A 13,790-nucleotide genomic window follows, 5' to 3' on the forward strand; every position below is an offset into this window, starting at 1 on the left:
TTTTTGTTTTCTAATTGTTGTATTAAAGAATGAACATTAGTGGAGGTATTATGATGAATGGAATCCTGCCCCTATGGAAGCCCCGTGGCATGACGTCACATGATTGTGTGTTTAAATTAAGGAAGCTCCTTAGAACGAAAAAGGTAGGCCATACAGGCACACTTGATCCGGAAGTATCTGGTGTACTTCCTATTTGTATTGGAAGAGCTACAAAGATAGCTGAGTACATTACAGAATCGGGAAAAACCTATGAAGGGGAAGTCACTCTAGGTTTCTCGACTACGACAGAAGATGCTTGGGGTGAACCTGTCATAGAGAAGACGGTGGACCGTACGATTACCAGAGAAGAGGTTGAGGAGATTCTCGGGAGTTTAACCGGCGATATTACGCAAACCCCTCCAATGTATTCAGCGGTAAAGGTAAAAGGGAAACGGTTATATGAGTATGCAAGACAAGGAATTGAAGTTGATAGACCATCAAGAACCGTTCGTATCCATAAGCTTAAATTACTGGAGGATTGGGGATTGTTAGACAGCAAGGTTCCGACTTTCTCATTTGAAGTAGTTTGTGGCAAAGGTACTTATGTGAGAACCCTTGCTGTTGAAATTGGAAATAGACTTGGATATCCAGCTCATATGTCAGCTCTTACCCGTACACAATCAGCCAGTTTTAGGAAAGAGGACTGTTTTACTTTAGAAGAAGTAAAAGAGTTCGTTGATAATGAAAATCCTCAAGGACTTCTTCTCCCGCTGGAAATGGGGCTTTCTCATTTGCCGAAAATGGCAATTAATGATACATTAGCAGAGAAAGTGAAGAACGGAGCACGCTTGGAAGAGCCTGAGGATTGGCCGGAAACGAGTGAAGTAGTGGTGGAGTATCTTGGTAAGAGTATTGCCATCTATCGCCGTCACCCGGACAAACCAGGCGTTATCAAGCCTGTAAAAGTGCTTTTCAACGACTAGTGAAAAAAGGTGAAATACTGTGAAAGTGATAACTGTACATCATCCACATTCAATTAGTAAGAATGATTTTTCCCCCCTTGTTTTGGCTCTAGGGTACTTCGATGGAGTGCATAGAGGACATCAGAGGGTGATCAGTGAAGCAGTAGAAAAAGCGAAAGAGCTCAAAGCTTGTAGTGCGGTGATGACATTTGATCCTCATCCTTCAGTTGTATTAGGTCATAAGCACAAGCATATACACTACATAACCCCTCTTGAAGATAAGAAAGAAATAATAGAGGAGCTGGGTGTGGATTATTTATTTATTGTCCGCTTTACATCAGAATTTGCAAGTCTGATTCCTCAGGACTTCGTTGATCAATACATCATAGGGCTCAATGCACTGCATGTAGTAGCAGGTTTTGATTACTCATATGGACGTTTAGGGAAAGGGACGATGGAAACACTTCCATTCCATTCACGTGATATGTTTACTTCTACTACAATTTCTAAGCTTACAGACGATGACTCCAAAGTAAGTTCAACGTTCATAAGAGAATGCCTTAAAGAAGGCGACGTAAAAAAGGTTCATAAGCTCCTGGGCAGACCGTTTAAAATGAAAGGGACAGTCATTCATGGTGATAAGAGAGGCAGAAAAATCGGCTTCCCTACAGCCAATATTGAGTTGGCCTACGACTATCTTACTCCTAAAGTGGGAGTGTATGCTGTTAGAATGAAAATTCATGATAAATGGTTTGATGGAGTATGTAATATAGGTTATAAGCCTACTTTTAAAAATCCAGATGAATACTCTCTATCAATTGAAGTTCACATTTTTGATTTTTACGCGTCAATATATGGCGAAGAAGTGTATATTGAATGGTATGAAAGAATTAGGGATGAACAGAAGTTTTCCGGGATAGAGGAATTAATCTCGCAGATTCAGAAAGATAAAGACAAAGCAATACACTACTTTTCGGAAATTTGAGGTTTATACTTGATTTTTGTTGAAAAGAGTAGTATTCTAAATATCGTATGAAATGAACCTTTGCTTGGCATCACGATTCACCAACGGCTGCTCAGTAACAGGGGATTTGAAAGAAATTAATAGGAGGTGAAAAGGATGGCTATCACTAAAGAGCGTAAAAACGAACTTATCAGTGAATACAAAGTACATGAGAACGATACTGGATCTCCAGAAGTTCAAATTGCTGTCCTAACTGAAGAAATTAACAATCTGAACGATCACTTACGCGTTCACAAGAAAGACCACCACTCTCGTCGCGGTCTTCTGAAAATGGTAGGTCACCGTCGTAATCTATTATCTTACCTACGTAAGAAAGATGTACAACGCTACCGTGAGTTAATCAACAAATTAGGTTTACGTCGATAAACAGACAAAGGAAGCGGGATTATGTCCCGCTTTTTCTTTAGTTTTGATAAGTGGGAATCTTTGTATGATCCCCCACTTATTTTTAAATATTTTTATCACGAAAAGTATTCAATTATATAGTTTTTGTCTAAAATACATAATATGTACATAAGAGTTATTCGAGTTCTTAATGTGAGTAAATAGAACTTTCCATTGAGAGAACCTACTATATTTACATAGTTCCTTATGTTATTCACCCAAGCGAATATAACGGCACAAATGTGCATGATATAGATTAGTTTATTTACAATATTTATCCGGGTTAGGTACAGGCCGAACCTTTTAGTGATATATAAAGAGAGGGGCACACTTTATGGAACAAACTAAACAAATCTTTTCCATTGAATGGGCAGGAAGAGAATTAACGGTCGAAGTAGGCCAATTTGCCAAACAAGCCAATGGAGCGGTTATGGTACGCTACGGAGATACTGCGGTACTAAGTAGTGCAACAGCTTCAAAAGAGCCAAAACCACTGGATTTCTTCCCACTAACTGTAAATTATGAAGAAAGATTATATGCTGTTGGTAAAATTCCAGGAGGATTTATTAAACGTGAAGGACGTCCGAGTGAAAAAGCGATCCTGGCAAGCCGTTTAATCGACCGCCCTATCCGTCCATTGTTCGCAGATGGATTCCGTAATGAAGTACAAGTAATCAGTATAGTGATGAGTGTAGACCAAAACTGTTCATCTGAAATGGCAGCTATGTTCGGATCTTCACTAGCACTATCTGTTTCTGATATCCCATTTGAAGGTCCTATTGCCGGCGTAATTGTTGGTCTGGTTGATGGTGAATTTATTATTAACCCTTCAGTGGAACAACTGGAGAAAAGTGAGATTCATTTATCTGTAGCCGGTACCAAAGATGCCATCAATATGGTTGAAGCAGGTGCAGATGAGGTACCCGAAGAGACAATGCTTGAGGCAATCATGTTTGGTCATGAAGAAATAAAGCGTTTAGTCGCTTTCCAAGAAGAAATTGTTGCTAAAGTCGGGAAAGAGAAATCTGAAATTCAACTTGTTGAACTTGATCAAGCAGTTGAGGCGGAGGTTCGTTCATTATGTGAAAGTGAACTAATCCCTGCGATTCAAGTTCAAGAAAAACATGCTCGTGAAGAAGCTATCAAAGCAGTGAAGAAAAAAGTGATGGCTGTTTATGAAGAAGAGAAAGAAGCCGATGAAGCTACATTGAAGCAAGTGAAAAAAGTATTAGACAAACTTGTGAAAAATGAAGTTCGTCGCTTGATTACTGAAGATAAAGTCCGCCCTGATGGTCGTAAAGTCGACGAAATACGTCCACTTTCTTCCGAGGTAGGTTTATTACCAAGAACTCATGGTTCAGGACTGTTCACACGTGGACAAACTCAAGCATTAAGCATTTGTACATTAGGGGCTTTAGGAGATGTTCAAGTTCTCGATGGTCTAGGAATTGAAGAATCTAAACGATTCATGCATCATTATAATTTCCCTCAATTCAGTGTAGGGGAAACGGGACCGATCAGAGGACCTGGTCGTCGTGAAATCGGACATGGGGCACTAGGGGAAAAAGCCTTGGATCCCATTATTCCAAACGAGAAAGACTTCCCGTATACTATCCGTCTTGTTTCTGAAGTACTTGAATCAAATGGTTCAACTTCCCAAGCAAGTATCTGTGCAAGTACCTTAGCGATGATGGATGCAGGTGTGCCTATTAAAGCACCTGTAGCAGGGATCGCCATGGGTCTGATCAAATCTGGTGAAAACTATTCCATCTTAACGGATATTCAAGGAATGGAAGATCACCTTGGTGACATGGACTTTAAAGTAGCCGGGACTTCCAAGGGTGTAACCGCTCTTCAAATGGATATCAAAATTGATGGACTATCCAGGGAAATTCTTGAAGAAGCGCTTCAACAAGCGAAAAAAGGAAGAATGCAGATCCTTGATAGTATGTTAGCAACAATCGGTGAAGCAAGAACGAGCCTTTCTCAATATGCACCTAAAATCTTAACCATGCATATTAACCCTGATAAAATCCGTGATGTTATTGGACCAAGTGGTAAACAAATCAATAAAATCATCGACGAAACAGGCGTTAAGATTGATATTGAGCAGGACGGAACGATCTTTATCTCCTCTACTGATGAAGAGATGAACAAAGTTGCTAAGAAAACAATTGAAGATATCGTAAGAGAAGTTGAAGCTGGGCAAATGTATCTGGGGAAAGTAAAACGAATTGAAAAATTCGGGGCATTTGTAGAAATCTTCAGTGGTAAAGATGGCCTGGTCCACATTTCTGAAATTGCAGAAGAACGTATTCGCAAAGTTGAAGATGTGGTAGCGATCGGTGATGAGATCCTTGTTAAGGTTCTTGACATCGATAACCAGGGTAGGGTCAACTTGTCAAGAAAAGCAGTTCTTAAAGAGCAGCGTGAAAAAGAAGAACAAAACCAAGCATAATCTTTTGAGATAGGCAGGCTGTCCTGTAAGGAGCAAACTCTCCTCCGGGGCGGCTTTTTTTATCTGTGGAGTTTTCATTCAGGGGTGAAGGGGCAGCCTTGGCATTTGTGTCAGCCAGCTCCGGGCTTAGAGGCTCAAGGTCATAAGTCAAAGATATCAAAAAGCCAAAGAACGCCTTTAGAATCTCTTAGCCTTATGCTTGTCACCTCTCGAAGCATTGCCCCTCCGCTTTTGTTCTACCAGATCCTTTTCCTTCATATGTTTTTAGGAGAAGGAAGGTGGACAGGTATGGAAAGAAAATACTTGATTGGAATTAGTCTAATTGCTATTCTGACTTTAGTTGTCGTTGAAAATCCGTTATCAGACCAGTATGTGACAGGACTAAAACAAGAATCGTTAGAAGTGAATGGAGTCAGCGAACCAAATGATTTAACTCGAAAAATAAAAGAAGAAGCAAAATTGAGGGAAGTACCGGCTCAAGATGCTGTAATAGATACAGTTTGGAAAGCTACACCAGGATATAATGGTTTGAAAGTGGATGTAGAAGCGTCTCTTCAAAATATGAAAAAAGAAAAATCATTCGATGAAGATAAACTGATCTACAAGCAAATCCCTCCTGAAACGCACTTACCTGATTTGCCCGCTTCCCCTGTTTATCGGGGGAATCCGGATAAACCAATGGTATCTTTTATTATCAATGTAGCATGGGGAAATGAATATATCCCGGATATGCTTGCAACTTTGAAAAAACACCAAGTATATGCTACGTTCTTTTTAGAGGGGAGATGGGTGAAAAATAACCCGGACTTAGCGAAGATGATCGTGGACGCAGGACATGAAGTCGGAAATCATTCATATTCTCACCCTGATATGAAAACATTGGAGTCAGCCAAAGTAAGAGAAGAATTGAAAAAGACGAATGAAATAATTGAAGTGACCACAGGGGAGAAAGCGAAATGGTTTGCTCCACCAAGCGGCAGCTACCGGGAGGAAGTCATAAATATTGCAGATGACATGCACATGAGAACGATAATGTGGAGTGTGGATACGATTGATTGGCAAAAACCACAACCAAGCGTGTTAATCGAGCGTGTAATGAGAAAGATGCACAAGGGAGCAATTGTACTGATGCACCCGACAGCATCAACGGCCAATTCGTTAAATATGTTGATTCTTCAAATAAAAGAAAAAAATTTAAGGCTTGGTACGATCTCAAGTCTTGTTAAAGAAGAGAGAATCGTAGAAGACATCGATAATTCGTCAGAACAGGGAGATAGTAATAAGAAGCAGTAAGTTTGCATCATGAATAGGAGGAAATTTCTTGATAAAGAAATATACATGCCAAAATGGACTAAGAATCGTGCTGGAGGAAATACCTCACGTCCGTTCTGTAGCGATTGGGGTTTGGATTGGAACCGGCTCACGAAATGAATCGGAACAAAATAACGGGATATCCCACTTTTTAGAACACATGTTTTTCAAAGGAACAAAAACGAAAACAGCGCGTGAAATAGCAGAGTCCTTTGACAGCATCGGCGGACAGGTCAATGCTTTTACCTCTAAGGAATACACCTGCTATTATGCAAAAGTATTGGACAATCATGCTGATTATGCATTACATACACTTTCTGATATGTTCTTTAACTCTACCTATGTTGAAGAGGAATTGAATAAAGAAAAAAATGTAGTGTATGAAGAGATTAAAATGTATGAAGATACCCCTGATGATATCGTTCATGACTTATTAAGCAAGGCAATCTATGAAGAGCATCCACTTGGCTATCCGATTCTGGGAACGGAAGAGACACTGAACTCATTCAATCAAGCTAAATTGAAAGAGTACATGCATGACATGTACACCCCGGATCAAGTAGTGGTGTCTGTAGCGGGAAATGTGGATGAAACATTCATCAAAGAAGTCGAGAAGCTATTCGGATCTTATGAAGGTGGTAAAGGACCTGAGGACCGTATGAAGCCTACCTTCCACAACAATAAGCTTGCCCGGAAAAAAGATACAGAACAAGCCCATTTATGCTTAGGATTTGACGGCTTGCAAATCGGGCATCCGGATATCTATAACCTGATCGTATTAAACAATGTGTTAGGTGGCAGTATGTCCTCCCGTCTGTTTCAAGAGGTTCGTGAACAAAGAGGACTTGCGTATTCCGTGTTTTCTTATCATTCCGCATATGAAGATAGCGGAATGGTTACCATTTATGGAGGAACAGGGGCCAATCAGTTAGACCAATTATTTGATACGATCGACAGCACCCTTCAAGCCCTGAAAGATGATGGGATAACCTCTAAAGAATTACTAAACAGCAAAGAGCAATTAAAGGGTAACCTTATGCTTAGCTTAGAAAGTACGAATAGCCGGATGAGTCGTAACGGGAAAAATGAGCTGCTGTTAAAACGCCACCGTACGCTGGATGAGATTGTCGAAGAAATCGACGGCGTTACGATGGAAAAAGTTAATCAGTTAGCCCTTGACATATTTAAAGATGATTATGCAATATCCCTCATAAGTCCGGATGGGAATCTCCCTCAAAATATGAGGAAATAACAGGAAAAGAGGCTGGGACAAAAGTGTTTTAGTCAAGTAAAACCCGAACAAGTCTGCTTCCTAGAAGGCAGATTTGTTCGGGTTTATTATTTATTTCGGTACATTTGATTTTAGCTGTTTCCAGCGGTTGATTGGAGTGCAAGACGAAGACTCCTGCGGGAAAAGTAGCTTATGTGAGACCCGTCCAGCTCCGGGGCTTAGAGGCACATGTCTTAAGTCAAACCGTCCAAGAAGGCAAAGAACGCCTTCGTGGACGCTTCGCCTTATGCCACCCGCCTCTGAACAATGCCCCTCCGCTTTCCTTCCCGCAGGCTTGCAGAGGAGGCTCACGGGCTACCCGCGGAAAGCGTAGTCTTGCACGGAAATCATTAGCGGCATTAAGAACCTACACTTCTATTGTTCGTCTTTATATCGTGGCATTTTAGTTTTGTCCCAGCTTCTTTTTTGTATGAACCATCACATTGGAAGGAAATAACGAAGAATTTCTTCTAAAAAAAGTGGACAGTGTATACATTGTAGTACAGAGCTTTTTTAAGGAGGAAACCTTCATGAGATTAAGCGAGTTAAGCGGAAAAGAAATAGTTGATTATAAAAAAGCAGAACGACTTGGTATTCTGGGGCAAACCGATCTTGAATTCAATGATAAGTCAGGAAGTATTAATGCGCTTATCATTCCGACCGGTAAATGGCTGCGAAAGCAAGGCGGGGAAATCCGGGTACCTTGGCATCAAATAAGAACAATCGGAGCTGATATGATCATTCTGGAAGTATCGAATGACTAACGAAATAGATAACCTATTGAAACGGGAAAATCCCGTTTTTTTATTTTGCCTTTAATATAAAAAGGCTCATTTCGTAAAGTTTGTTGCTTATTGTAGAGGAGAAAGTATTAGTTGATTTCCGCTCCAATTGAATCCTTAATGGAAAACAATTAAAACAAGAATTTCAGCAGAAAACCTTATTTAAGGTGAGTAGAGATTGATTTCCTTTTTATTAAAGAAGAATTATTTTTTTAGGTACATTGTTTTCTTGCACACTTTTAAGCTCTGTCACAAAAATTCTCACCATCCAGCATAAATTGGTTGACAGAGCCCTCGCATATTTTATTTTAGAAAACAACAATCCTTGTGAAAAGCATTTAAAAAAGTAGGCTTTCTCCATAATGTTAGAAGGAGTTAGTGTAATGTAAATTTACATTTTGCACCACTTGATTGAAATTGTTGTACGATCAATATACCCACTTAACCTCCCTCAACCCCTCCATTACAAAAACAATCCCACATTCTAAACAGTCTCTTCCTGCTTTTCTTCTCACCCATTAGGTATGTGCAACATACACTGTTGAAGTGAAAAGGGATTTAGAATAGCGATTATGTAAAAAAGTAGGTGAAATCAGTGATGCTGACCGGAATGCAGATCGCAGTTCTAGGCGGAGATGCTCGTCAACTTGAGATTATTCGGAAGCTTACTGAGTTGGATGCAAAGATCTCACTCGTAGGTTTTGAACAACTAGATCATGCCTTTACAGGGGCTACGAAAGAAAAGCTCGATGAAGTGGACTTTTCAATGATTGATGCCATAATCTTACCTGTACCCGGCACGAATCTACAAGGAGAAATTGATACGATTTTCTCCAATGAGAAAATCGTTTTAACAGAGGAAATTGTGTCTCAGACGCCAGAGCACTGTACGATCTATTCAGGAATTAGTAATAAGTATTTGGATGAAATAATGTCTTCAACGAATCGGAAACTTGTTCAGTTGTTTGAGAGAGACGATGTTGCCATTTATAATTCTATTCCTACAGTAGAGGGAACGATTATGATGGCTATTCAACATACAGACTTTACGATTCATGGATCTACGATTGTCATATTGGGTCTGGGTAGGGTAGGTATGAGTGTAGCTAGAACGTTTCATCATTTAGGCGGAAAGGTGAAGGTTGGCGCTCGGAAAAGTGAGCATCTGGCCAGGGTGACTGAAATGGGCTTAGAGCCATTCCACTTAGATAACTTAGAAAAAGAGGTTGAGAATTGTGATATATGTATTAACACAATTCCAGTGCATATAGTGAAGGCTGCTGTGATAGCCAAAATGCCAGCTCATACATTAATCATCGATTTGGCTTCGAAGCCTGGAGGTACAGATTTTCGTTATGCAGAAAAACGGGGAATAAAAGCATTGTTAGCCCCGGGATTGCCTGGGATCGTGGCACCTAAGACAGCTGGCCAAATACTGGCGAATGTACTTTGTCAATTGTTAGAGGAAGATCTTGATTTAGGAAAGGAGAGTTCATCATGAGTGTCAAAGGAAAACGAATCGGGTTTGGTCTAACAGGTTCTCATTGTACGTATGATGCCGTATTCCCGGAAATTGAACGATTAGTGAATAACGGTGCAGAAGTGATGCCAATTGTAACTTCAACTGTTATGAATACGGAAACGAGATTCGGTAAAGGAGAAGACTGGATTAAGCGAATAGAGGACGTTACAGGTCATAGGGTAATCGATTCAATCGTAAAGGCAGAACCACTTGGTCCTAAAATTCCATTGGATTGTATGGTGATCGCTCCCCTTACAGGAAATTCAATGAGTAAATTCGCCAATGCAATGACAGATTCTCCCGTGTTAATGGCTGCTAAAGCGACTCTTCGTAATCACCGTCCTGTAGTACTGGGGATATCGACAAATGATGCTCTTGGTTTAAATGGTGTAAACCTAATGAGATTAATATCAACCAAAGATATATACTTTATCCCATTTGGGCAAGATGCACCCGAAAGTAAACCGAAATCAATGGTAGCCAGAATGACCCTGATTCAGGAAACAATAGAAGCGGCTATCGAAGGAAGACAGCTTCAGCCAGTCGTAATCGAAAGATATTTAGATTAATAGATTGAGAAGGCTATCAACTTGCACTGTTAAGATGGCCTTCTTTTCATGTATAATTATTTAAATTTATTAGTAAATGAAAATAATCAAGGCATAAATATAAAATTCCCTATTGTCGAATAATTGTTTATGTTAAAATATTCTTTATTATAGTAACAGACTAAAAGGTATACCTACTATGAGAATACTGAATGGTTGGAAGGAGAGAAGATTTTGAATACAATGGGATTACATGTAGCGGTTGTCGGTGCCACAGGTGCAGTTGGACAACAAATGCTTGAAACATTAGAAAAAAGGGACTTTCCAATAAAACAATTGACATTATTGTCTTCAGCCCGTTCAGCCGGGTCCACCGTTACCTTTAAAGGGAAAGAGTGGACGGTTGAAGAAGCCAAACCCGAGAGTTTTGAAGGGGTAGATATAGCTTTATTTAGTGCAGGGGGTAGTGTATCCAAGCTTCTTGCTCCTGAAGCCGTTAAACGTGGAGCTATCGTCGTCGACAATACAAGTGCATACAGAATGGACCCGGATGTTCCTCTTGTAGTTCCAGAGGTGAATGAAGAAGATATAAAACTTCATAAAGGCATCATTGCGAATCCTAACTGTTCTACGATCCAGATGGTGGCAGCACTTGAACCGATCCGTAAACAATATGGTTTATCGAAAGTAATCGTGTCAACCTATCAAGCCGTTTCAGGAGCAGGTGCAGTGGCCATCGATGAGCTCCACGCGCAATCACAGGCCATATTGTCCGGTGAATCATTCGAGCCGAGTGTTCTACCTGTAAAAGGGGATAAAAAGCATCACCAGATAGCTTATAACGCCATTCCTCAAATTGATAAATTCCAGGATAACGGCTTTACATTCGAAGAAATGAAAATGATCAATGAAACAAAAAAAATTATGCATATGCCGTCATTGAAGGTATCTGCCACATGCGTAAGATTACCAGTTGTAACAGGTCACTCAGAAAGTGTATATATTGAAATTGAGGATGGTTCTGTAACAGTGAATGATATCCACTCACTGTTAAAAGATGCTCCTGGAGTAACTTTAGAAGACGTCCCGGAAGAACAGATTTATCCGATGCCTGCATATGCAGTAGGAAAACCGGATGTATTTGTTGGCAGGGTGCGTAAAGATCTTGATGAAGACAAGGGCTTTCATATGTGGGTTGTGTCTGACAACTTACTTAAGGGAGCGGCTTGGAACTCGGTTCAAATCGCAGAAAGTTTAATGAAACTTGGTATAATTAAATAACGAAGAGGGACCATTTCAGCTATAGATCTATTTATTTCCACTATTCGTTCTCACATACCTCTTAGACATATGACAATGAGGTGTAGTCATGAAAGTGATCGTTCAAAAATTTGGTGGAACGTCTGTACGAGATGAGGCAAGTCGCTTAAAGGCACTTGCCCACACGAAGCAAGCGATTGATAAGGGATATAAAGTGGTGGTAGTCGTTTCAGCTATGGGAAGAAAAGGTGAACCTTACGCTACTGACTCCCTATTATCACTTATCGGTGGCAGGAATACTTCAATAAGTAAGAGAGAGCAAGACTTATTATTATCGTGTGGAGAAATCATTTCCAGCCTGGTCTTCTCTAACATGCTTCTTGAACATGGAATCCGGTCAACCGCTTTGACTGGTGCTCAAGCCGGATTCCGAACCAATAATGATTTTAACAATGCTAAGATTTTGGAAATGCGATGCAGCCGTTTGGTCAAAGAGCTTGAAGAACACGATGCAGTGGTGGTAGCGGGCTTTCAAGGTGCAACGAAAGATGGTGATGTCACCACGATCGGCAGAGGGGGAAGCGATACTTCAGCTTCTGCTTTAGGAGTGGCATTAAAAGCTGACTTCATCGATATTTTCACCGATGTTGAAGGGGTCATGACTGCCGATCCCCGCATTTCATCGAAGGCGAGACCTATTACGGTTGTATCTTATAATGAAGTTTGTAATATGGCATATCAGGGGGCAAAGGTGATTCATCCAAGAGCTGTTGAAATTGCGATGAATTCAAATGTTCCAATCCGGATTCGTTCTACTTATTCAAATGGTGAAGGGACGCTTGTGACAACACTTGAAAATACGAAAGCACACAAAGAATTCCGGAGTCATCCCGTAACAGGAATCGCCCATGTATCCAACCTTACGCAAATAAAAGTATTCGCTAAGGAAGACCAATACAATCTCCAAGCTGAAGTCTTTAAAGCGATGGCTAAAGAAGGAATAAGTGTTGACTTCATTAACATCTCTCCACGGGGAGTTGTTTATACTGTTGCATCATCCCTGGCAGAAGGTGCGATTTCGGTTCTAAATACAATAGGTCATAAACCTATTGTAGAGTCAGAGTGTGCTAAGATTTCAGTAGTTGGAGCCGGGATGACAGGTGTTCCAGGTGTGACTTCAGCCATCGTATCATCTCTGTCAAACGAAGGAATTCGAATCCTTCAGTCTGCAGATAGTCATACGACTATTTGGGTTCTGGTGAAAGAGATGGACCTGATTAATGCGATTAATGCACTTCATGATACGTTTCAACTACAAGAGAGAACCGCTACATTCAGGGTAGGATAAACATAAGAGGAGAGTGACTAGATTGAATTTTGGCCGCGTTTCTACGGCGATGGTTACCCCATTTGACCGTAAAGGAAATATCGATTTCACTAAGACGACCCAATTAATTCAGTATCTGATTGAAAATGGATCAGATTCTTTAGTAGTTGCCGGGACCACTGGTGAGTCTCCGACTTTAACCAAAGAAGAAAAGATTGCTTTATTTCGCCATGTAGTAAAAGTAGTAAATGGAAGAGTACCTGTTATTGCCGGGACGGGAAGTAATAACACCCACGCTTCCATCGAACTTACCAAAAAGGCAATAGAGGCAGGAGTAGATGCCATCATGCTGGTGGCTCCATACTATAATAAGCCTAGTCAGGAAGGGTTGTTCCAGCATTTCAAAGCGATTGCTGAATCAACAACCTTACCTGTCATGCTTTATAATATTCCAGGACGTTCAAGCGTCAATGTTTCTCCGGAAACAATCATTCGATTATCAGAGATTGAAAACATTGTAGCTGTTAAAGAAGCAAGCGGTGACTTGGATAGCATGACTGAAATCATTTCACATACATCAGACGACTTTATGCTATACAGTGGTGATGACGGACTTACTCTCCCTGTATTATCAATAGGTGGAACTGGAATTGTGTCTGTTGCCTCACATATCATCGGAAACGAAATGCAGGAGATGGTTGCTGCATTTACAGGTGGAAACCATTTAGAGGCAGCCGGTCTGCATCAAAAACTTCTTCCAGTCATGAAAGGGTTGTTTACTAGCCCGAACCCAACACCGGTTAAAACAGCCCTGCAAATGAAGGGTCTCGACGTTGGATCTGTCCGCTTACCATTAATTCCACTGACAGAAGTGGAAAGAGCAAAGCTGTCTCAATTATTACAAGTATTATCTTAAGTAAAAGACTGTGAAGGCGATCCTTCACAGTCTTTTATTGTAGACAG

General features: G+C 40.6%; 12 protein-coding genes. All 12 read left to right on the plus strand.

Translation table 11 applies throughout. The features are described 5' to 3' along the window. Positions 1 to 53 precede the first annotated feature (53 nt). The 12 genes from truB (at position 54) to dapA (ending at position 13,743) form a co-directional block, all read left to right on the plus strand. Positions 54 to 962 carry a tRNA pseudouridine(55) synthase TruB gene (gene truB, locus FZC88_RS03260; protein ID WP_148994270.1) on the plus strand — a complete coding sequence of 303 codons (909 nt, stop codon included), beginning with the start codon at positions 54 to 56 and terminating at the stop codon, positions 960 to 962. 19 nt (positions 963 to 981) lie between these two features. Beyond that, complete coding sequence (ribF, locus tag FZC88_RS03265; RefSeq protein WP_148993633.1) at positions 982 to 1,926, plus strand: bifunctional riboflavin kinase/FAD synthetase; 945 nt, start codon at positions 982 to 984, stop codon at positions 1,924 to 1,926. Between the two features lie 135 nt (positions 1,927 to 2,061). Continuing rightward, the gene (gene rpsO, locus FZC88_RS03270) at positions 2,062 to 2,331 is read left to right on the plus strand and encodes a 30S ribosomal protein S15 (RefSeq protein WP_034760125.1); all 270 of its coding nucleotides are present in this window, start codon (positions 2,062 to 2,064) and stop codon (positions 2,329 to 2,331) included. 352 nt (positions 2,332 to 2,683) lie between these two features. After that, positions 2,684 to 4,807 (plus strand): polyribonucleotide nucleotidyltransferase, encoded by a 2,124-nt coding sequence (pnp, locus tag FZC88_RS03275; protein WP_148968775.1) that lies wholly within the window; start codon positions 2,684 to 2,686, stop codon positions 4,805 to 4,807. Positions 4,808 to 5,095: 288 nt separating this feature from the next. Beyond that, positions 5,096 to 6,100: a polysaccharide deacetylase family protein gene (locus FZC88_RS03280; RefSeq protein WP_148968776.1), complete on the plus strand. Its 1,005-nt coding sequence runs from the start codon at positions 5,096 to 5,098 to the stop codon at positions 6,098 to 6,100. 28 nt (positions 6,101 to 6,128) lie between these two features. After that, positions 6,129 to 7,370, plus strand: coding sequence for a M16 family metallopeptidase (locus FZC88_RS03285; RefSeq protein ID WP_148993634.1), 1,242 nt, complete (start codon positions 6,129 to 6,131; stop codon positions 7,368 to 7,370). A gap of 548 nt (positions 7,371 to 7,918) precedes the next feature. Continuing rightward, entirely contained in the window at positions 7,919 to 8,152 is a 234-nt protein-coding gene (locus tag FZC88_RS03290; RefSeq protein ID WP_044337355.1) for a YlmC/YmxH family sporulation protein, read from the plus strand. A 616-nt stretch (positions 8,153 to 8,768) separates the two neighbouring features. Beyond that, positions 8,769 to 9,671, plus strand: coding sequence for a dipicolinic acid synthetase subunit A (gene dpaA, locus FZC88_RS03295; protein ID WP_148968778.1), 903 nt, complete (start codon positions 8,769 to 8,771; stop codon positions 9,669 to 9,671). Further along, positions 9,668 to 10,261: a dipicolinate synthase subunit B gene (locus FZC88_RS03300; protein ID WP_113968175.1), complete on the plus strand. Its 594-nt coding sequence runs from the start codon at positions 9,668 to 9,670 to the stop codon at positions 10,259 to 10,261. Before dpaA ends, FZC88_RS03300 begins: the two co-directional genes overlap by 4 nt. 222 nt (positions 10,262 to 10,483) lie before the next feature. After that, positions 10,484 to 11,521 carry an aspartate-semialdehyde dehydrogenase gene (asd, locus tag FZC88_RS03305; protein WP_148994271.1) on the plus strand — a complete coding sequence of 346 codons (1,038 nt, stop codon included), beginning with the start codon at positions 10,484 to 10,486 and terminating at the stop codon, positions 11,519 to 11,521. Between the two features lie 88 nt (positions 11,522 to 11,609). After that, a complete protein-coding gene (dapG, locus tag FZC88_RS03310; protein ID WP_148993635.1) occupies positions 11,610 to 12,848 on the plus strand; it encodes an aspartate kinase in 1,239 nt (412 codons plus the stop codon). A gap of 22 nt (positions 12,849 to 12,870) precedes the next feature. Then, a complete protein-coding gene (gene dapA, locus FZC88_RS03315) occupies positions 12,871 to 13,743 on the plus strand; it encodes a 4-hydroxy-tetrahydrodipicolinate synthase (protein WP_262371638.1) in 873 nt (290 codons plus the stop codon). Positions 13,744 to 13,790: the final 47 nt, after the last annotated feature.

The sequence above is a fragment of the Rossellomorea aquimaris genome (assembly GCF_008180865.1).
GTDB classification, from domain to species: Bacteria; Bacillota; Bacilli; order Bacillales; family Bacillaceae_B; genus Rossellomorea; species Rossellomorea yichunensis.

Coding starts and splice junctions, on each gene's coding strand:
- truB (WP_148994270.1), top strand. CDS start 54: ATGAATGGAATCCTGCCCCTATGGAAGCCCCGTGGCATGACGTCACAT.
- rpsO (WP_034760125.1), top strand. CDS start 2,062: ATGGCTATCACTAAAGAGCGTAAAAACGAACTTATCAGTGAATACAAA.
- pnp (WP_148968775.1), top strand. CDS start 2,684: ATGGAACAAACTAAACAAATCTTTTCCATTGAATGGGCAGGAAGAGAA.
- FZC88_RS03280 (WP_148968776.1), top strand. CDS start 5,096: ATGGAAAGAAAATACTTGATTGGAATTAGTCTAATTGCTATTCTGACT.
- FZC88_RS03290 (WP_044337355.1), top strand. CDS start 7,919: ATGAGATTAAGCGAGTTAAGCGGAAAAGAAATAGTTGATTATAAAAAA.
- dpaA (WP_148968778.1), top strand. CDS start 8,769: ATGCTGACCGGAATGCAGATCGCAGTTCTAGGCGGAGATGCTCGTCAA.
- FZC88_RS03300 (WP_113968175.1), top strand. CDS start 9,668: ATGAGTGTCAAAGGAAAACGAATCGGGTTTGGTCTAACAGGTTCTCAT.
- asd (WP_148994271.1), top strand. CDS start 10,484: ATGGGATTACATGTAGCGGTTGTCGGTGCCACAGGTGCAGTTGGACAA.
- dapG (WP_148993635.1), top strand. CDS start 11,610: ATGAAAGTGATCGTTCAAAAATTTGGTGGAACGTCTGTACGAGATGAG.